17 protein-coding genes are annotated in these 19,418 nt (G+C 74.6%); 7 read left to right on the top strand and 10 right to left on the bottom strand.

The window, feature by feature from the left end; translation table 11 throughout:
• Positions 1-851: 851 nt before the first annotated feature.
• The gene (locus tag ACZ4XJ_RS36395; RefSeq protein WP_468498737.1) at positions 852-2,921 is read right to left on the bottom strand and encodes a HelD family protein; all 2,070 of its coding nucleotides are present in this window, start codon (positions 2,919-2,921) and stop codon (positions 852-854) included.
• Positions 2,922-3,266: 345 nt separating this feature from the next.
• Between ACZ4XJ_RS36395 and ACZ4XJ_RS36390 the strand changes: the two genes are divergently transcribed.
• The gene (locus ACZ4XJ_RS36390; RefSeq protein ID WP_468498736.1) at positions 3,267-3,452 is read left to right on the top strand and encodes a hypothetical protein; all 186 of its coding nucleotides are present in this window, start codon (positions 3,267-3,269) and stop codon (positions 3,450-3,452) included.
• Positions 3,453-3,743: 291 nt separating this feature from the next.
• Positions 3,744-4,649, top strand: coding sequence for a glycosyltransferase family 87 protein (locus ACZ4XJ_RS36385; protein ID WP_362876707.1), 906 nt, complete (start codon positions 3,744-3,746; stop codon positions 4,647-4,649).
• Positions 4,650-4,830: 181 nt separating this feature from the next.
• On the opposite strand, the gene ACZ4XJ_RS36380 is transcribed toward ACZ4XJ_RS36385, so the two are convergent.
• Positions 4,831-6,477: a DNA repair helicase XPB gene (locus ACZ4XJ_RS36380; protein WP_362876708.1), complete on the bottom strand. Its 1,647-nt coding sequence runs from the start codon at positions 6,475-6,477 to the stop codon at positions 4,831-4,833.
• Positions 6,478-6,617: 140 nt separating this feature from the next.
• Here ACZ4XJ_RS36380 and ACZ4XJ_RS36375 point away from each other — a divergent pair, with 140 nt between their 5' ends.
• On the top strand, positions 6,618-7,094 hold the full coding sequence (locus tag ACZ4XJ_RS36375) for an N-acetyltransferase (protein WP_468498735.1): 477 nt from the start codon (positions 6,618-6,620) through the stop codon (positions 7,092-7,094).
• Between the two features lie 41 nt (positions 7,095-7,135).
• Here ACZ4XJ_RS36375 and ACZ4XJ_RS36370 read toward each other — a convergent pair whose 3' ends face one another.
• Both ACZ4XJ_RS36370 and ACZ4XJ_RS36365 read right to left on the bottom strand, forming a co-directional pair.
• Positions 7,136-7,729, bottom strand: coding sequence for a DUF4291 domain-containing protein (locus ACZ4XJ_RS36370; RefSeq protein ID WP_468498734.1), 594 nt, complete (start codon positions 7,727-7,729; stop codon positions 7,136-7,138).
• Between the two features lie 287 nt (positions 7,730-8,016).
• Positions 8,017-10,488: a helicase C-terminal domain-containing protein gene (locus ACZ4XJ_RS36365; RefSeq protein WP_468498733.1), complete on the bottom strand. Its 2,472-nt coding sequence runs from the start codon at positions 10,486-10,488 to the stop codon at positions 8,017-8,019.
• Positions 10,489-10,574: 86 nt separating this feature from the next.
• On the opposite strand from ACZ4XJ_RS36365, the gene ACZ4XJ_RS36360 reads away from it, so the two are divergent.
• Positions 10,575-11,597: a hypothetical protein gene (locus ACZ4XJ_RS36360; RefSeq protein WP_468498732.1), complete on the top strand. Its 1,023-nt coding sequence runs from the start codon at positions 10,575-10,577 to the stop codon at positions 11,595-11,597.
• 189 nt (positions 11,598-11,786) lie between these two features.
• A complete protein-coding gene (locus tag ACZ4XJ_RS36355; protein WP_362876713.1) occupies positions 11,787-12,440 on the top strand; it encodes an HAD family hydrolase in 654 nt (217 codons plus the stop codon).
• 96 nt (positions 12,441-12,536) lie between these two features.
• Here the strand turns inward: ACZ4XJ_RS36355 and ACZ4XJ_RS36350 are convergent, their stop codons facing one another.
• On the bottom strand, positions 12,537-12,791 hold the full coding sequence (locus tag ACZ4XJ_RS36350) for a hypothetical protein (protein WP_362876714.1): 255 nt from the start codon (positions 12,789-12,791) through the stop codon (positions 12,537-12,539).
• Between the two features lie 200 nt (positions 12,792-12,991).
• Between ACZ4XJ_RS36350 and ACZ4XJ_RS36345 the strand changes: the two genes are divergently transcribed.
• Positions 12,992-13,375 (top strand): cold-shock protein, encoded by a 384-nt coding sequence (locus ACZ4XJ_RS36345; protein ID WP_136225748.1) that lies wholly within the window; start codon positions 12,992-12,994, stop codon positions 13,373-13,375.
• Between the two features lie 70 nt (positions 13,376-13,445).
• Here the strand turns inward: ACZ4XJ_RS36345 and ACZ4XJ_RS36340 are convergent, their stop codons facing one another.
• From ACZ4XJ_RS36340 to ACZ4XJ_RS36325, 4 genes are all read right to left on the bottom strand, one after another.
• Positions 13,446-14,273: a 1,4-dihydroxy-6-naphthoate synthase gene (locus tag ACZ4XJ_RS36340; RefSeq protein WP_468498739.1), complete on the bottom strand. Its 828-nt coding sequence runs from the start codon at positions 14,271-14,273 to the stop codon at positions 13,446-13,448.
• Between the two features lie 64 nt (positions 14,274-14,337).
• Complete coding sequence (locus ACZ4XJ_RS36335; protein WP_362876715.1) at positions 14,338-15,063, bottom strand: futalosine hydrolase; 726 nt, start codon at positions 15,061-15,063, stop codon at positions 14,338-14,340.
• 13 nt (positions 15,064-15,076) lie between these two features.
• Entirely contained in the window at positions 15,077-15,568 is a 492-nt protein-coding gene (locus ACZ4XJ_RS36330) for a DUF2771 domain-containing protein (RefSeq protein ID WP_362876716.1), read from the bottom strand.
• 105 nt (positions 15,569-15,673) lie between these two features.
• Positions 15,674-17,047: an MFS transporter gene (locus tag ACZ4XJ_RS36325; RefSeq protein ID WP_362876717.1), complete on the bottom strand. Its 1,374-nt coding sequence runs from the start codon at positions 17,045-17,047 to the stop codon at positions 15,674-15,676.
• A gap of 315 nt (positions 17,048-17,362) precedes the next feature.
• On the opposite strand from ACZ4XJ_RS36325, the gene ACZ4XJ_RS36320 reads away from it, so the two are divergent.
• On the top strand, positions 17,363-18,280 hold the full coding sequence (locus ACZ4XJ_RS36320) for a DUF3027 domain-containing protein (protein WP_362876718.1): 918 nt from the start codon (positions 17,363-17,365) through the stop codon (positions 18,278-18,280).
• Positions 18,281-18,330: 50 nt separating this feature from the next.
• Here ACZ4XJ_RS36320 and ACZ4XJ_RS36315 read toward each other — a convergent pair whose 3' ends face one another.
• Positions 18,331-19,371 (bottom strand): WD40 repeat domain-containing protein, encoded by a 1,041-nt coding sequence (locus tag ACZ4XJ_RS36315; protein WP_468498731.1) that lies wholly within the window; start codon positions 19,369-19,371, stop codon positions 18,331-18,333.
• Positions 19,372-19,418 lie beyond the last annotated feature (47 nt).

Below are 19,418 nucleotides of genomic sequence, written 5' to 3'. Positions count from 1 at the left end.
GGGGGGGGGGGGGGGGGGGGGGGGGGGGGGGGGGGGGGGGGGGGGGGGGGGGGGGGGGGGGGGGGGGGGGGGGGGGGGGGGGGGCGGGGGGGGGGTGTCGTCCGGGGCGGGCATGATTTATGGCGCCCTGTCCGCAGCTTCGTTTGCCGGGCGGCACCGCGCGCCAACAAATCACGTTTTAGCCCCGGACGACACCCCACCCCGTCCCCGTCCCCGACCTGCGGCACCCGTTCCCGTTCCCGTTGCCGTCGCCGTTCCCGGCCTGCGGCATCCGTCCCCGTTCCCGTTCTCGGCCTGCGGCACTCCGTCCTCGTCCCCGGCGTGTGGCACCCGTCCCCACCCCGTTCCCGGCCTGCGGCACCCGAGCCCGTCCCCGACCTGCGGCACCGCGTCCCCGACTCGCGGCACATCACATCGTCCCGTCCTGTTCCGCTGGCCCCCTGCCTGTCCTGCCCGCCCGGCTTGCTATGCCGGCCCTGCGGGGCCGTCGGCGCTGAGGTTCATACGGCTTCGCTGACGGATGCCGATCCGGGTCGCTGACGGATGCCGATCCGGTTCGTCGGGGTTAGCGATCCAGCCTCGCCGGCGTTTGAGCCCCGGGGGGTTGGGCCCGCTCTGCTGGAGCTGACGGGGCCCGATCACCCAGCCTCGCCGGCGTTTGAGGCGCGGGGTTCGGGGCGGAGCCCCGGGGGTTCGGGGTGAGCCTCGCCGGCGTTGAGGCGGGAACGGGGGAAGGGCGGGGAGGGGAGCGGCCCCGCGCAGCGGGCAACGGGTGTGCTGGGGTGGGGCGGTGGCCCCGCGCAGCGGGGAACGGGGGTGCCGGGGTGGGGTGGTGGTCCTGTGCAGCGGGGTCAGGAGGGGGGCGGGGACAGGGCCTCGGGGAGGGGGGTCGCGTGGAGGGTCGTGAGGCCTGAGACGGCTCGGGTGAGGCAGACGTACAGGCGGCGCAGGCCGGTGCGTTCGTCCGGCTCACCGCTCACGATCGCGGCGGGCTCGTCCAGGACGACGTAGTCGTACTCCAGGCCCTTCGCCAGCGACGCCGGCACCAGTGTCAGCCGCGATTCGGCCGTGGTCTCCTCGCCGGGCGACAGGTACGGCAGGCCCGCCTCCAGGAGGGCCCGTCCGAGGTCCGGGATGCGCGCGTCGGCCGCGATCAGGCCGATCGAGCCCTCGTGCGCGAGCGAGTCCCGGCAGGCGTCGATCACGGCCGGGGTGAGGTCGGCCGTCTCCGTGACCGTCAGGGAGCCCGGCGTCTCGCGGACCGAGGAGACCGGGGCCAGCCCGGGGGAGATCGCCGGGAGCAGCCGGGAGGCGTACGCGATGACCTCGCGCGGCACGCGGAAGCCCGCCGTGAGTTCCTCCAGGACCGCTTCCGGCTTGCCCAGGTGGGTGAGGGCCTCGTCCCAACTGCGCGTGGCCCAGGGTGTGGTGCCCTGCGCGAGGTCGCCGAGGACCGTCGCCGAGCCGGTCGTGCAGCGTCGGCCCACGGCCCGGTACTGCATAGGGGACAGGTCCTGCGCCTCGTCGAGGACGACGTGACCGAGGGAGTGCGTACGTTCCACCAGGTCGGCGGCCTCGTCGATGAGGACGAGGTCCGCCGGCGACCACTTCGCCGACTTCACGCTGCGGTACGGCTTGGGCCACAGGAGGAGCTTCTGCTCGTCGGCGGTGAGGACGCCCTCGGCGTGGACCGCCAGGAAGTCCTGGTCGGAGAGCAGGCGCAGCACCAGCTTGGCCGGTTCCACGGGCGGCCAGATCTCCTTGACGGCCGCCTTCACGGCGGCGTTGCGGGCCACCGCGTCCTGCACGCGGTCGTCCGGCGCCTCGCCGGCCTGCTCCATGCGGACGAGGATCTGGTGGGAGATCCGTTGCGGCAGCGCCTCGCGGGCCGCGCCGTAGCGGATGTCGCGCTGCTGGAGCTCCTCGACGATCTCCGCCAGCTCGTACGCCGGCACCCGCCAGCGCCGCGATCCGCGCACCACCATCAGGGGTTCGGTGGGCGCGGTCACGTGCGAGCGGACAGCGGCGCGCAGCACGCGGGCCATGCGGGCGTCGCCCTTGACGACGGCCGTCGCGGCCTCGTCGGCGCCGCGCACCTCCAGGCCGGGGCGGGCGACCAGGTCGTCGACGGTGGCCTGCTTGACCTCCAGCTCGCCCAGGGCCGGCAGGACCTGTTCGATGTAGTGGAGGAAGGAACGGTTCGGCCCGATGACGAGGGTGCCGGTGCGGGCGAGCCGGTCCCGGTGCGCGTACAGCAGGTACGCGACGCGGTGCAGGCCGACGGCCGTCTTCCCGGTGCCGGGACCCCCTTGTACGCAGACGGATCCGGACAGTCCGGAACGGACGATTTCGTCCTGCTCCGGTTGGATCGTGGCGACGATGTCGCGCATGGGTCCGACGCGGGGGCGCTCGATCTCCTGCTGGAGGAGCTTGCTGACGGCGGCCGCCTCGGCCGGGTCGGAGAGGTGCTCGTCCTCGTACGCGGTCAGTTCGCCGCCGGTGTAGCCGAAGCGGCGGCGCAGGGCCACGTCCTGCGGGTCGGTCTTGGAGGCGCGGTAGAACGGCTGGGAGACGGGGGCGCGCCAGTCGATGACCATCGGGTCGCCGTCGGAGTCGTGGACGTGGCGGCGGCCGATGTAGAACTGCTCGCCCTCCGCGCCCTCGGCCAGTTCGGCGCCCGGGGCGTGCAGGTAGTCGAGGCGGCCGAAGAAGAGCGGGGTGTGGGAGAGGTCGGCGAGGGCCTTGATCCGGTCGTCGATCTGGGCCTGGAGGACGACGGCGTTGACCCAGTTCGCGGTGACGTCGCGGATGTCGAGGGCCTCGACGTCCTCGCGCATCGCGCGGAGGGCGGAACGGGAGGCGGCCAGGTGGGACCGCTCGCGGGCGAGCGGGTCGGTGGATTCGGGGGCGTGCGCGGGCACGGGACTGCCTCCAGCTGCTGGTAAGGAACTGATGCCCGCCGGTTTCCGAGCGGCGGACGGCTCTCCCCGATGCGCGGCGGGAGGCGGCAAGAGCGGAGATTCTAGTCAGGGTGCGGGCGCCGCGCGAACGGATTGTGGGGGTGGGGACCGGGGAGGGGGCCGGGGCTCCGAACGGGTGGATGGCCGGTGTTCGGCGGGAGCACGGTGTGGGTGTCGTACCGGGGAGTGTCAGACCTGGGAGGGGGCCCCTAGGGGGTGGGGTGGGTCGTGAGGAGGACCGCGGGGGCGCGAATGTTCCCTCCGCAGAGCGATGTGGTGGAAGGCGGGAAAACGGACCATGGATACATGAGCACCGCAACTTTCACCCCGATCCCGGGCGGCCGCCCGAGCGGCGCCACCGCCACCTCCGACCACCGTTCCCGCTACCGCGTGGGTGACGTCCTGCGCGCCGCGAAAGTCTTCGCTGCGACCGCCGTGAGCGTCGTCGTCCTGGGCGAATACGCCGAGGACGCGGGCGTCATACGCCGCTGACCCTGCCGGCGCGGGCAGCGCGGGCACGGGTCGACGTCCGCCGTGGCGCGGGCGTGAGGGGCGCTGCCGCGTGGGCGCGGGTGCGGGTGCGGGTGCGTGGGCAGGGCTGCCGCGCGGGTGTGGGCGCCGCGTGGGCGTGGTGCCGATGTGAGTGCCGTGGGACGCCGGCGGGCGGGGGGCTGTCCGGGTGGTCGTGGTCGGGCCTTCGGGACGGGGCTTTCGGCCGGGTTCCGGGGTGGGCGTGGCCGGATCCCGGTGGGGGCTGGGGGCTGATCCACTAGGGTCACGCGCGTGACCCGGAGCTCCGATCCCGCCCGCTCGCCGTCGTTCCTTGCCGGCCTGCTGGTCACGGGCTCGCTGCTGGCCCTGGGCGTGCTGTGCATCGCCCTGCGCCTGCCGATGGCCGAGGCCCTCGTCCACGGCATGTCCGCCGCCGAGTGGCATCCGCCCGCCGCCTATCCTCCGTTCGCGGCGATCCTGTTCACGCCGGCCGCGTGGCTGCCGTCCGGGGTGCTGAAGGTCGTGCTGCTCCTCGGCAACGCCTGCCTGCTCGCCCTGCTGATCCTGCTCTCCTGCCGCCTCGCGGGACTGCGGGCGCGGCCCGGACCCGTACTGGCCGCCACCATCGGGGGGCTGTGGCTGGAGCCGCTGTTCCAGAACCCGGTGTCCGGTCAGATCAACCTGGCGCTCGCCTGCCTGGCCGTCTGGGACCTGGGCCGGGCGCGCAGCGCCCTCGGTAGGGGCTTCGCGTTGGGTGTCGCCGCCGGAATCACGCTGACACCGGCCGTCTTCGTCCCGTACCTGCTGCTGACCGGCCGGGTCCGGGCCGGGCTCACCGCCCTGGCGGGGTTCACCGGGACCGGCCTGCTCGGCCTGCTGGTGCTCCCGCAGGCCTCCGCCGACTTCTGGGCCCGCCACCTCGGCACCGGCACCGGCCGTGACCTCCTGCACCACTGGCCCCACCTGTGGGTGTGGACCGTACCGCTCCTGACCGCAGCGTCCGCAGCCCTCCTACGCCGCCGCGCCCGCCGCCCCGAGCCCGAACCGACCTTGGCCCCGGACCCCTTCCCGGACTCCGGGGTGCGGTCCGTTCCGGCAGACGGCGCGGCCCCGGCGGCCGTGCCGGACGGGGGTCGGCAGTCCGCTTCGGCGTCCGGCTCCGGGTCGGCCTCGAAGCGGTTCTGGCTGAGCTCGTGAACCCCGTCCGCCGATACTCCGGCATGCGTTCCGCGTCGTCCGGGACCCGAGGTCCCTGTCGCGTACGGCTCGTCGGCTTCCGGCCACCCGATGTTCGGGCGGGTGCACGCCGCGCGGTACCGGACCCGTCGGACACCAACCACGCCCGGACCCGCCCCGGCCGGGGCGGGGCCGGGCGTGGTCAGTCGTCGGCCAGGAGTTCGTCGGCGTCCAGGATGCGGTAGGCGTAGCCCTGTTCGGCGAGGAATCGTTGGCGGTGGGCGGCGAAGTCCTGGTCGATCGTGTCGCGCGCGACGACCGAGTAGAACCGTGCCTCGTGCCCGTCCGCCTTCGGGCGCAGCACCCGGCCCAGGCGCTGCGCCTCCTCCTGGCGGGAGCCGAAGGTGCCGGACACCTGGATGGCGACGGTGGCCTCGGGCAGGTCGATGGAGAAGTTCGCGACCTTCGAGACGACCAGCACGCTGATCTCGCCCTCGCGGAACGCGTTGAACAGCTTCTCGCGCTGCGCGTTGGACGTCTCGCCCTTGATGACGGGCGCGTCCAGGTGTTCGCCGAGCTCGTCGAGCTGGTCGATGTACTGCCCGATGACCAGCGTCTGCTCGCCCTGGTGCTTGCGCACCAGCGCCTCGGTGACCTTCCGCTTCGTCGCGGTCGTCGCGCAGAAGCGGTACTTCTCCTCCGTCTCGGCGGTCGCGTACGCGAGCCGCTCCGATTCGGTGAGGTTGACCCGGACCTCGACGCAGTCGGCCGGCGCGATGTAGCCCTGCGCCTCGATCTCCTTCCACGGCGCGTCGAAGCGCTTCGGCCCGATGAGGGAGAACACGTCGGACTCGCGGCCGTCCTCACGGACCAGCGTGGCGGTCAGACCGAGCCGGCGGCGGGCCTGGAGGTCGGCGGTGAACTTGAAGACCGGCGCGGGCAGCAGGTGGACCTCGTCGTAGAGGATCAGGCCCCAGTCCCGGGAGTCGAACAGCTCCAGGTGCGGGTAGATGCCCTTCCGCTTCGTCGTCAGGACCTGGTACGTGGCGATCGTGACGGGCCGGATCTCCTTGCGGGTACCGGAGTACTCGCCGATCTCCTCCTCCGTCAGCGTCGTCCGCTTGATCAGCTCGTGCTTCCACTGGCGGGCCGAGACGGTGTTGGTGACGAGGATCAGCGTGGTCGCCCGCGCCATGGCCATCGCGCCGGCGCCGACCAGCGTCTTGCCCGCGCCGCAGGGCAGTACGACCACGCCGGAGCCGCCGTGCCAGAAGCCTTCGACGGCCTGCTGCTGGTAGGGGCGCAGTGCCCAACCGTCCTCGACGAGGTCGATGGGGTGGGCCTCGCCGTCGACGTACCCGGCGAGGTCCTCGGCGGGCCAGCCCAGCTTGAGCAGGGTCTGCTTGATCTGACCGCGCTCGGAGGGGTGCACCGCGACGGTGTCCGGGTCGAGCCGGGCGCCGACCAGCGGGGCGACCTTCTTGGACCGCAGGATCTCCTCCAGCACCGGACGGTCGGTGCTGGTCAGGACCAGTCCGTGCACGGGGTGCTTGGACAGGGTGAGGCGGCCGTAGCGGGCCATGGTCTCGGCGACGTCGACGAGCAACGCGTGCGGGACGGGGTAACGGGAGAACTCGACGAGCGCGTCGACGACCTGCTCGGCGTCGTGCCCGGCGGCCCGGGCGTTCCACAGGCCGAGCGGGGTGATCCGGTAGGTGTGGATGTGCTCGGGAGCCCGCTCCAGCTCGGCGAACGGGGCGATGGCGCGGCGCGCGGCCCCGGCGAGCTCGTGGTCGACCTCCAGGAGGAGGGTCTTGTCGCTCTGGACGATGAGTGGGCCTGAGTTCACGGGAGCACCTTTCCGTTCGGCCAAACCTCCAGTGTGCCGCATGGCCAGCGGTTTCCGGGTGGTGAGGGCGTCGGCGCGGACGTGGGCGGGGCGCTGGGAACGGGCCGGCGCCGGGTCGGGACGGCGGATACGTTCCGGGTATGGATGACGATCAGCGGGGTTCGGGGTTCGTACCGGACGGTTTCGAGGTGCCGCGCGCCTTCGCCGGGGACGGGTTCCGGCTGGAGCCGCTCGGGCCGCAGCACAACGAGCGGGACCTCGCCGCGTGGAGCGGGAGCATCGCGCACGTCCGCGCGACCTCCGGGTTCACGGGCGGGTGGCCGCCGGCGGAGGGCATGAGCGCCGAGGCGAACCTCGCCGACCTGGTGCGGCACGCGCGGGACTTCGAGGAGCGACGGGGGTTCACGTACAGCGTGCTGGAGGGCGCGGGCGCGGGTGACGTCATCGGGTGCGTGTACGTGTATCCCCGCAACGACGAGCCGGGGCGGGTGCGCGTCAGTTCCTGGGTACGGGCGGATCGGGCGTACCTGGACGCGGGCGTGCGCGCGGCGGTGGGCCGGTGGCTCCGCGAGGGGTGGCCGTTCGACGCGGGGCGGGTCGACTACGTCGGGGCGTGAGGCGGGGCCGCTGCGGGCCGGGTCGGGTGGTGGCGGGGCGGCTATGCGCCGAGGTGGGTCAGGGGGCCCGTCGGGTACGGGGGTTCGGTCGGGAGCAGGGCGCGTACGTCGTCCTCGTGGCCGGAGCGGATCAGGGTGTGGAGGCGGCGGGCCAGGGGGGTGACGTCGCGGATGGAGACCGTCCACTCGTCGGCGTACGCGCGGGAGGCGGGGCCGGACAGGCCCAGCTGGAGCGCGCGATGGGGGAGCGGGTTCAGGTGCGGGTCGCGTTCGGGGTCCCATTGGACGCGGGCGGGGGCGGCCCTCAGCGCCCGCTGCCAGCTCGTGCGGTCCGGGTGGACGCCCCGGGCGTAGTGCGACAGGCAGGCCCCGGCGAGCGCCCGGTCGAAGCCCTCGCGGGTGATCTCGACGGCCAGTACCGTCTCCTGGCCTTCCTTGGTGGCCCAGCCGCAGCGGTACATCATCCACAGGAACGACGGTTTGATCCAGGTCATGCGGTCGCGCTTCCAGTCGGGCGGGAAGCGACCGTCGCGGGCGGCGGGTAGTCCCAGGCGCGGGGAGTAGGCCTGGTACACGGTGACGGTGGTGTCGGTGTGGGCGGCGCGGATTTGGCGGGTGGGGGGTGGGGTGGGCATGTCGTCACCCTGCCGGATCGGGGGGCGGGGGGCCGGCGGTTTTCCGGGGCGGACCGTTCCTGACGGGTGCCGCTGCGCGGGGCGTCTCCCCGCCCCGCCCTTCCTCCGTTCCCCGGGCCGAGCCCGGACCCGTGCGCGTGCGGCGCCCTGCCCGGGGGCGCCGCCCCCGGGCCCCGCGCCTCGAACGCCGGCGGGGCTGGTATCGGGTCGGGTCGCGCCGGGGGCGGCGCCTCCGGGCCCCCGCGCCTCGAACGCCGGCGGGGCTGGAATGCCCGGTGCCCGGCGGGTCAGACCTGGTCCTCCGCCAGTTCTGCCACGCCCGTGATGCGGTGCAGGGCGTACGTGCGGACTTCGTCCGCCGTGTGGTCGTAGCCGGTGACGAAGCCGCCTTCCACGCGGACCGGGGCGATGACGCGTTGGCTCGCCGCGCCCTCCGCGTTGACGTAGCCGATCCACACCGCCGAGCCGGTCAGGGCTGCCGCCTGGACCGTCGCCAGGGTTTCCGCCGCGCTCGTGCGCGGGAGTTCGCCGGCCGCCGGGGGCGGTGAGCCCGCCGCCGAGGCGGGTTCCTTGCGGACCGCCGTCGCCGCGAGGTCGCCCGCGCGGATGGCCCGTACGGCCGCGCCGAGCAGCGTGGCGTCCGGGACCGGCGGTCCGTCCGGGACGGGGACCGGTGCCGAGCGGGCCGGGGTGCGGTGGGCGTGGGCGCGCGCCACCAGGACGTCGCCGGTACGGGACTCCGCCGCCGGGGCGTAGCCCATCGACCGCAACCCGTCGAGCAGCGCCCCCGGTTCGGCCTGCGCGGCCAGGACGGTCGGCGCGAGGCGGCGCAGCCCGAGTCCGGCGGACCGCTTGTCGGCGAGGATCTCGTTCAGCATGCCGTCGTCGTCGCAGCGCACGTACGAGGAGGCCGCGCCGACGCGCAGGTGCCCGTGCCGTCTCGCCACGTCGTCGATGAGGTACGAGAGCGGCTGCGGTACGGGGGTGCGGCTGTGCTCGGCGAGGAAGGCGTGCAGGTCGACGGCGGTGTGTCCGGCGTCCAGGGCCCGGCGCACCGAGCCGGGGGTGAAGCGGTACACGGTCGCCCCGCCCTTGGACTCGACGTCGGCGAGCACGGCCAGGGTGTCGCCGAGGGGGCGGCGCAGCGGGCCGGGAGCGACCGCCGTCAGGTCGGCTTGGAGCAGGACGTGGTCGACCGGCTCGGGCAGCAGCGGGGCCAGCAGCGGCGCCGGGTCCCGGTGCTCCAGCAGGGCGCGGCCGAACGCGCTGATCGCGCCGCGCCCGGTGACGCCGAGGACCTCCGACTCCGTCAGCGTCCAGTGCGCGAGGCGGGCCCGCAGGTCGCTGGTGCCGCGTACGGGACGCTCCCAGGCGAGCCGGTCCAGCAGCGCGTCCGGGTCGGGTGAACCGCCCTCGGGCAGCTCGGCGATGAGGTCCAGGACGCGGCGGCGCACCTCGGGCGCCGCCGACCGGTCGAGTTCGGGGCCGAGCGTCGACAGGGTGCGCCCCTTGGCGTCCTGTTCTCCGACGAGTCCGGCCGTGCGGGTGGCCGACAGCCAGGCCGCGGCCAGGACCGACCACCGTTCGGCGGGCGGCAGTTCGCACCAGTCGTCGAAGGCGGGGGTCGGCGCGTACCGCTCGTCGGCCTCGCCGTCGCTCGCCAGCAGCCCGGCCGCGTAGGCCAGTTCGATCCAGAACGCGGCCGACGGCTCGGTGGTGTCCAGCAGCGTCGCCGCCCGCTTGAGGTCCCGTACGGCGAGCCCGCCGGCCCGCAGGACGGCCGGCCCGGCGTGCTCCCAGGACTTCACGAGTTCCTCGACGGTGTCGAGGGCGGCCAGCGCCTGACCGGCCGCGTTCGCGTCCACAAGCTGTGGACGGTGCTCGCGGCGCGCGCCGACCGGCGGCGCCAGCGGGGCGGTCAGTCGGTGCGCCAGCCCGCCGCGCAGGTGCAGCGCCACCTCGCGGGGCAGGACGACCGTCCGCGCCGAGGCGGGCAACAGCAGCCCCCGGTCGCGCAGCCAGCGCACCGGCGCCGTCGGCTGCGGGGTGACCTCCCCGTACGGCGGCCCCCACACGAGCCGCCCGAGGACCTGGTGGGCCTCCGCCGGGGCCTCGTCCAGCAGCGCCGACATCCGCTCCGGGTCGGTGAACAGGCCGGTCAGGGCGGTCACGGCGGACACCGCGTCGTGGGTGGCGGGCAGCCCGAGGGCCGCCACGATCTCCTGGATCCGCGTCGGCGACATGCCGGCCGTCGCCTCGGACACCGTCGGCCCGAGCCCGGTGGGTGAGGGGCGCTGCGCGGACGGCGCGAGCAGTTCCCGGGCGGTGCGCACCAGCCGCAGCCGGTCCTCGTCGCCCCACACCAGGGCCTGGTCGCGCAGCGTGCCGAGCGCCCGGGGCAGTTCGACGCGGGCGGCCTCGTTCTCGCCGCCCGTCAGCAGCGACTCCAACACCGGGTACGGGCACGGGTCGGGCGCCACCGCGAGCGCCTCGGCCGTCTGGAGGGCGAACCGGTCCAGCCGGTCCAGGGCGCGCACCACCGACGCGCGGGTGCCGGCGCGGGTGGCCAGCTGGGTGACGTCGCCGGGCACCGGGTTCAGCAGGTCCGGCCGCGCGTGCAGCAGGGCCGCGAGCCCCACGTCGTCACGGGCGCGCAGCGCCTCGGCGAGGGAGCGCGGGGCATTTCCCGCAGCGGTGCTTGCCTCGGGCACGGTGGTCGCCTCCTGGTCGCGCCGGCCGGTCCGTCGGCCGGTCCCCATCCGGTCAACGGTATCCGTTGCGCCGACGGCCGCTCCACGGGCGCACGCGCTACCTTCGGGGCAGGCGGGACGTGAGGAGCCGGGGCGTGGGGATCGAGAGCGACCATCTGGTCTACGAATATCTGAGCCGGGTCGGGGACTTGGCGCAGCGCCGGCAGCTGTCGTCGGGTGACCGGATGCGGTTGGTGTCGGGGCTCCGGGACGAGATCGACCGTCGGCGCGCCACGTACGAACCGGAGACCACGGCGGCCGTACGGGGCATCCTGGACCGGCTCGGCACGCCGGAGGAACTCCTGGACTCGGTGGGCCGACCGGCCCGCACCGCCGGGTCCGGGTCCGCCCGGACGCCCGCCCCGACGGTCGCGCCGCAGTCCGTGCCCGTCCAGCGCGGGCGGCTGCGCCGCAAGCCGGCCCCGCAGCCGGCGGAGGAGCCGCGGAACGTGCCGCCGCACCTGGCCGGTCTCGACGAACTCGGCACCCCCGACGGCGTGGAGCCGGACTGGTGGCGCGTCGGTTCGGGCGCGGCGTCGCTCGGTTCGGGGCCGCAGGTCGACGGCTTCGCGGGCGGCATCGAGTTCCCGGACTTCCTGCGCCGACCGCCGGGCGAGGACGACGCCGAGGAGGGCGCCGGCGACGCGGCCGGCCCCGCGGCACCGGCGGAACCGTCACCGTCCCGCACGCGCCGGGCCGTACGGGTCCTGCGGGCGCGGCGGGAACGCCGCCGGCAGCGGGAGGCCGCCGCGGCCGCCCCCGAGGCGGTGGCACCCGGCCGTACCCGCCCCCACGCGTTCCTGCTGCTGGCGGCGGCGCTGCTCGCCGCCGGGGCGCTCACCGGGTACTGGATGCTGATCGCCCTCGGCTGGCTGGTGGCGTACGGGTCCCGCGTGCTCGGGCCGTCCGAACGCAAGTGGGTCGTCTTCGGGCTGCCCGGCGGGTTCTTCACCGCGGCGGTGCTGTGGCTGTGGGGGCGGCGGGTGGGCCGTTGGGGCGAGGAGCTCGCCGATGACGGGATGGGCGCCGCGTTCCAGGAGCTGTGGCCGGGCGTGATCCGGTGGGCCGCCGTCGCGACGGCGCTGTACCTGCTGTGGCGCGCGCGCCGGCGCCGGTAGCCGCCGGTGATGCTTGGGTCCGCCACGCATCGATGTGTGGTTCTGCCACGTAGGTCGGTGGGGCGTTGGAGAACGTCTGGAATGGCGCCCGAGAACGTGGGGTGGAATGTGCCGGGATTTCATGGTCTGGAAAGCGAAAGCCAAGCCCACGTTCCGTTTAGTTGGACCTGCCTCGGCACAATGGGAGGCATGACCTCCGACCCCCACACCAAGATCCAACCCGCCCCCCTGACGGTCGGGTTCGACCTCGACATGACCCTCATCGACTCCCGTCCCGGCATCCGGGCCACCTACCGGGCGCTGTCCGCGGAGACGGGTGCCTTCATCGACGCCGACGAGGCCGTCACCCGGCTCGGGCCGCCGCTGGAGGAGGAGCTTGCGTACTGGTTCACCGACGCGGAGATCCCCGCCATGCGGGACCGCTACCGGGAGATCTACGTCGACCACGCCATCGAGCCCACCCCCGCGATGCCCGGCGCCCGCGAGGCCATCGCCGCCGTCCAGGCCCTCGGCGGTCGTGCCATCGTTGTCACCGCGAAGAACGAGCCCAACGCCCGCCACCACCTGGAGCACCTCGGCATCGAGGCCGACGCCGTGATCGGCTGGCTGTGGGCGGAGGCCAAGGCGGAGGCCCTGCGCGAGTACGGCGCGCAGGTCTACGTCGGCGACCACGTCGGCGACGTGCGCGGCGCCCGCACGGCCGGCGCGCTGTCCGTGGCGGTGCCCACCGGCCCGTGCTCGGAGGCCGATCTGCGCGCCGCCGGCGCGGACGTCGTCCTCGCCGACCTCACCGCGCTGCCGCAGTGGCTCGCGGAGTACGACCGAACGCGCGCGGCGGCCTGAGACGCGCGGCGGCCCGAGGCGCACGGCGACGCCGAGGGGCACCGCGGCGGGCGAGGCACCGCGGCCGGCGACCGACCGCGGCCCGTACGGCATCCGTCAGGCGGCCTGGGACGCCCGGGCCGCCTTTCGCTGCGCCGCGGCCGAGCGGAACACGCCCGCCGCGGAGATGGCGAAACCGACGCCCATGAGCATGCACACGGCCCACGCGTACGACGGGAACGGATCGGTGCCCAGGAACAGCGGGGCCATCGTCACGACGGTCGCCACGGCGCCGGCGATGAACACGATGCCGCCGGCCTTGACGAGTCCGTCGCCGGGCCGGGCATCGTCGGGAAGAGGAGTAACAGTCACCCGACCAGGGTAGTTCCCTGGCCGACGCGGTGAACCGGAAGGACGGCGGAAGGGCCCCGGGGAAGGACCGGGGAACGTCTTGTCTCCCGTTTCTGGACCACTAGCCTGGAGGAGGCGGGTCGAAGGACCTGCCGCACTGCTATCCGGAGCCGAACATCGCGGCCGACCGGACCCGACGAGCACAAGGACAGAGGACGGACGTGCCTACCGGCAAGGTGAAGTGGTTCAACAGCGAGAAGGGCTTCGGCTTTCTCTCCCGCGACGACGGCGGCGACGTCTTCGTCCACTCGTCGGTGCTCCCCGCCGGGGTCGACGCCCTCAAGCCCGGCCAGCGGGTCGAGTTCGGCGTCGTCGCGGGACAACGCGGTGACCAGGCACTTTCGGTGACGGTGCTCGATCCGGCGCCCTCGGTCGCGGCCGCGCAGCGCCGCAAGCCCGACGAGCTCGCGTCGATCGTGCAGGACCTGACGACGCTGCTGGAGAACATCACGCCCATGCTGGAACGCGGTCGCTACCCCGACCGGGTGCACGGCACGAAGATCGCCGGACTGCTCCGCGCGGTGGCCGACCAGCTCGACGTCTGAGCCCGCGTCCGACCCCGGTGCCCCGCCGCTCGTACGAGCCGCGGGGCACCGGCGCGCGCGGCCCGGGACGCTACGGGAAGACGAGCGCGTCCGCGGGGATGGCCGGAACAAGACCCTCGGCTGCGGCCCTGGTCAGCAGCCCGCGGACGGCCGCGTAGCCGGCGTCTCCGAGGTCCGCGGTGAACTCGTTGACGTACAGCCCGATGTGCTGGTCGGCGACCGCCGGATCCAGCTCCTGCGCGTGCGCCCGTACGTACGGGCGGGACGCCTGCGGGTCCTCCCACGCCATCCGGACCGACGTGCGGGCCGCTTCGGCCAGCGCGCGCAACGTCCCGGCGCCCAACGAACGCTTCGCGATGATCGCGCCGAGCGGGATCGGCAGGCCCGTCGTGGACTCCCAGTGCTCACCCATGTCCGCCAGGCAGTGCAGCCCGTAGTCCCGGTAGGTGAAGCGGGCCTCGTGGATGACCAGTCCGGCGTCCACCCGGCCGTCCCGGACGGCCGGCATGATCTCGTGGAACGGCAGCACGACCACCTTCCCGACGCCCTCGGGCAGCACGTCGGCCGCCCACAGCCGGAACAGCAGGTAGGCGGTGGACCGTTCGCTCGGCACGGCCACGGTCTTCCCGGCCAGGTCCACGCCCGGCTCCCGGGTCAGCACCAACGGGCCGCAGCCGCGCCCCAGGGCCCCGCCGCAGGGCAGCAGCGCGTACTCCTCCAACACCCACGGGAGGACGGCGTACGACACCTTCAGCACGTCCAGCTCGCCGCGCTCGGCCATGCCGTTGGTGACGTCGATGTCGGCGAAGGTGACGTCCAGGGCGGGCGCCCCCGGCACCCGGCCGTGCGCCCACGCGTCGAAGACGAACGTGTCGTTCGGGCAGGGCGAGAAGGCGATCTCCAGCGTCGAACGGTCGCGGTCGCGGTTGTGGTCGCGGTCGTGGTCACGGCCGAGGTCACGGTCACCGGTGCTCATGGCGTTCTCCCCAGTTGACGAGTACGGGTCCCAGCGCGCGGAAGCCGTCGGCGAGTGCGGCCAGGGCCTCCCCGATGCGCCAGGCGGAACGGTCGCGCGGCCCGACGGCGTTGGACACGGCACGGACCTCCAGGACCGGCAGCCCGTGCGCGGCGGCGGCCTCCGCCACCCCGAAGCCCTCCATGGCCTCCGCGCCGGCGAGGGGGTGCCGGGCGGCGAGTTCGGCGGCGCGGGCCGCGGTCCCGGTGACGGTCGACACGGTCAGCACGGGGGCGAGCAGCGCCCCCGTGGCCTGCGCGGCGGACGCGGCCAGTTCGGCGGGCGGCAGGTGCACGCCGTGACCGAAGCCGAGTTCGGTGACGCTGAGGAACCCGTCGGGGGTCGCGGCGCCCAGATCGGCGGCGACGAGCGCGTCGGCGACCACCAGCGAGCCGAGCGGGGCGGCGGGCGCGAACCCGCCGCCGATGCCGGCGGAGATGACGAGGGAGTAGTCGGCCAGCGCGAGCGCGGTGGCCGTGGCGGCCGCGGCGGCGGCCGGGCCGACCCCGCCGACGAGCACGTCGACGGCGAGGCCCGGCAGGTCCCGGCGGGTGATGAGGTACCCGCCGGGCAGGGTGCGCGGCTCCGGGGTGACCGGGTCCGGATGAGGGGTGAGACCGGCGGCCGCGGATTCGGCCTCCGCGGCCACCGCGGTCACGACGAGCGCGCGCACGGGATGCCGCCGGCTACTTGAGCTTGAGCTTGAACGACCAGATGGCGAGCGGCTTGCCGTCCTTGCCCACCTGGACGAAGCCGAGGACCTTCGAGGCGGGGGCCTCGCCCTGGCCGCCGGTCGCGAAGACGTCGGCGCCCTGGAAGCTGCGGTAGGTGTTAGAGGACGGCTCGGTGATCGGCTGTCCGTCGAGGACCGCCTGCCACTGCCTGCCGTCCTCGACGACCTCCGGCTCGACGCCGAGGCGCAGCGTGTCGCCGCGGCCGTACTCGATGGTCTTGGCGTTCTTCAGGTTCGTCAGGCACTCCTGGACGCGGTCCATGGAGAGGTCCTTGCCGTCGGCGCGGCAGTCGGACTCCGCGGAGACGGTGGAGGTGCCGACGGTCACGGTCGCGAGCGGGGTCGGCTTGTCCCCGCAGGCGGAGAGGAGGAGGAGGCCGGCGGACACGGCTCCGAGGGCCGCGACGCTGCGGCGGGCCCTACCCGGGATAAGCGGTGCGGTCATGAGCCGAAGGCTATCGGGCCGGTGGGCCGCGTTGCTGCATGGGGTCCTGCGGGTCGGCTCCGCCGGTGTCGGTTTGCCCCGCGCGGCGCCGTCGCGGGGGCCCCGTCAGGCCACGCGGGGGTGGGTGGTGCCCCTGGGATGGGGGGCGAGGGCGCCGCGGAGGGCCATCGTGGTGCCCGCCGCCACGACCGTGGCGGCCACGGCCATGCCCAGGACGCCGTTCAACGGGAGGACGATGCCGATCGCGCCGCCCAGCACCCATGCCATCTGGAGCAGGGTTTCCGAGCGGGCGAAGGCCGAGGTGCGGACGGACTCCGGGATGTCCCGCTGGATCATCGCGTCCAGGGACAGCTTCGCGAGGGCCTGGCAGAAGCCGGCCGTCGCGCCCAGGACCGCCACCATCGCCCCGCTGAACAGGACCGCGGAGATCACCGCCACGCCGAGCGTCAGGCACAGCACGGTCGCGATGATCGCCTCCGGGGCCCGGGCCCGCAGCCACGCCCCGACGGCCGTGCCGCACGCGTTGCCCAGGCCCGCCGAGACGCCGACGACCGCCAGCGACACCGCCGCGCTCTGCCCGGCCAGCGGGTGCTCCCGCAGCAGGAACGCGAGGAAGAAGATGAGGAAGCCCGACAGGCCCCGCATCGACGCGTTGGCCAGCAGCCCGCACAGCACCGGCCGGCTGATCGTCCGCAGGCCCGGCCGCCGCGAGTGCGCCTCGTGCGTGGAGAGCCGGGCGCGGGTCTCGCCCTTCGCGTCGTCCACCTTGTGCGGCAGTTGGAACGCCGCGAACGTCCCCCACACGAAGATCGCGCAGGCCCCGTACAGCGGCCAGGGCGGTCCGATCGTGTGCAGGCCGGCCCCGATCGGCGCGGCCGCGCCCGTGGCCAGCAGGCCCGCCAGGGTGACCCGGGAGTTCGCCTTGACCAGGGAGAACCTCGGTGGGAGGAGGCGGGGGACGACCGCGCTGCGGACCACCCCGTACGCCTTGGACGCCACCAGCACGCCCAGCGCCGCCGGGTACAGCTCCAGGCCGCCCGTCGCCACGGCGCCCGACATCATCAGCGCCAACAGGGCCCGCGCCAGCATCGCCGCGGCCATCGCCGCCCGCCTGCCGTGCGGCAACCGGTCCAACAGCGGGCCGATCACCGGGGCCAGCAGGGTGAAGGGGGCCATGGTGATGGCCAGGTACAGGGCCACTCGGCCGCGTGCCTCGTCCGTGGGGACGGAGAAGAACACCGTCGAGGCCAGCGCCACCGTGATCATCACGTCGCCGGCGCCGTTGATGGCGTGCAGTTCGATCAGTCGGCCGAGGCCCGATTCGCCCGCCCCCTGCGCGTGCGTGGCCCGTCGGATCCCGCGCGCCGTACCGGTGATGGGCAGGTGCAGGGCACGCCCGACAGCCCGGCCGGCCCGCTTGGCCGGTCCCGAGCCGTCATCGGACGACCGTGCGGGTGCCACGTGGCCATAGTGCCCCACTCGGCCCTCCCGGACCCCTCCCGGCACGTCCGGGGTGCCGGCATCGTCCGCGAATCGGACCTCGCATGTGGGACGAAGGCTCCGGAGGAGGTAGCGTGCGTAGCGCGCCACCGGCGGTTGCTCTTGGCCGCGCGCCTCTTCGCGATCCCGCAGAATGGATCGCAGTGGGGTGCGCCCGAGGCCGATCGGGCGCGGACGTCGACGCGGCCCCCTGGTCCGCTCCGCCCGCGCTGGGTACGGACGAGACCGACGGGTCGTTGTGGACGACAGTACGGACGGCGCACTCGTGAGACGGCGTAGGAGAGAACGAGACCTGTGAGTGCTGCGACGACGCGAAGCCGTACCCCGCGTACCCCCGACCGCGTGTGCGCCGAGGCGGTAGAACTCGCCCGGGCGGCGGCCGAGGAGGCCGCCTTCCCCGGCGTGGTGGGCGAGCACGTCTCCGTCGTGGCGGAGGGCGACCGGGTCGTCACCCACTTCTTCGAGTGCAAGGAACCCGGCTACCGGGGCTGGCGCTGGGCGGTGACCGTCACCCGCGCCTCCCGCGCCAAGAACGTCACCCTCGACGAAACGGTGCTGCTCCCCGGCGACGACGCGCTGCTGGCCCCCGAATGGGTGCCGTGGAGCGAGCGGCTGCGTCCGGGTGACATGGGCCCCGGCGACCTGCTGCCGACCGACGCCGACGACCTGCGGCTGGAGCAGGGCTGGTCCGACGAGGACGCCCCGCCGCCGAACTCCGTCGTCTCGGAGGAGATGGCCGAACTCGTCGAGGCCGAGGACGCCGACGTCACCGAGCGGGTCGTCGTCCCGGCGCGCGGCTCCATCACCTCGGTCGCCGAGGAACTGGGCATGCGGCGCGCCCGCGTCCTGTCGCGGTACGGGCTGCACAGCGCGGCCGACCGCTGGGACGAGTCCTTCGGCGCGAAGACCCCGATGGCGCAGGCGGCGCCCGCGTCGTGCGTGTCCTGCGGGTTCCTCGTCAAGATCGGCGGCTCGCTGGGGCAGGCCTTCGGGGTCTGCGCCAACGAGTTCGGACCGGCCGACGGCCGGCTGGTCTCCCTCTCGTACGGCTGCGGCGGCCACTCGGAGGCCGCCGTCATGCCGAAGCCGCTGCGGCCCGCGCCGCCGGTGCTCGACTCGATGGCGACGGACGAGTTCCCGCTGCGCCCGGCCGCCGACACCGGCTCGGTCCCGGCCGCGGACCTCGCGACGTCCGACCTCGGCCACTCGTAGGGCGTACGCGGTCGCCCCCGGCCCGTGAACGGGAAGGGGGCCGCCGCCCGTCAGTCCTTCGGGGTGCGCCGCAGCAGGCGCTTGGCGCCGAACACCAGGGCGGTGCCCACCACGAGGACCAGGGCGCCCTTGGTGAAGCCGCCGTCCTGTCCGGCCGGGTCGCCGGCCTGCGGCGGGGAGCCGGGACGGCCGGAGGCCGCGCCGGACGGGGCGGGTGCGGAGGCGGCCGGGTCCGCCGCGGAGGAGCCGTCGTCCGGGGTCGCCGGGACCGCGATGACCCGGCTGCCCGCGCCCTCCGAGCCGAACATCAGCGTCTTGCCGTCCGCCGTGTACGTCACCGACTCGGCCTGCCCCTGGAACGGGGCGCTCACCCGGGTGCCGGCGCCCTGCGGGCGGCCGTCCTTCCACGGCCAGGTGCGGGCCGTGAAGTAGCCGCGCAGCGTGAGCCGGCCGCCGTCGGGGGAGAACGCCCCGTCCGTCACCCAGGGCACGTCGGCGACCCGACGGAACACGTTGGTCCCGCCGGCCGACAGCCGTTCGGGTCCCTCGTACAGGCCGGCCGTGCGCTCGTGCTTGCTCGCGATGTACACCCGGCCCGTCACCGGATGGACCATCAGGGCCTCGGCGTCGCGCGGCCCGTCGGCGTACGTGACGGTGAACTGCTCCGCCTTCACCGTGGTGTCGGCGAGCCGCTTCGGCTCCGGGAAGCGGTAGACCCACACGTGGTCCCAGGTCCCGTCGCGGTTGTCGCCGATGTCACCGACGTACATCTGCCCGTCGGGCCCCACGGAGATCGCCTCCACGTCGCGGGGCGTGCCGATCCCGGTCAGCGTCACCCGCGCCACGGTCCTCCCCGTCGCCGCGTCCACCCCGTACACGTACGGGCCGTCGTCGCTGTCGTTGTGCGTCCAGTACACGCCCGGGTGCAGCCGGCTCGCCGCGAGGCCGCTCGATTCGCGGATCCGCGGGTCGGTGATCGTGAACCCGGCCGCGCCCGGGGTCTCCGCGGCGAGGGCCGCCGTCGGCAGCACGGCGAGGGCGGTGACGACGGTGACGGCGAGGGCGGCGGACGGCCGGGGGAGCAGGCGCATCCCCCAAGCCTGCCGGCCCGTCGCGCGTGTCCGGCGTCACAGGGGTT

Source organism: Streptomyces sp. NPDC029836 (assembly GCF_055574495.1).
The sequence above is the reverse complement of the archived record's forward strand: the minus strand, read 5'-3'. Positions and strand labels throughout refer to the sequence as shown.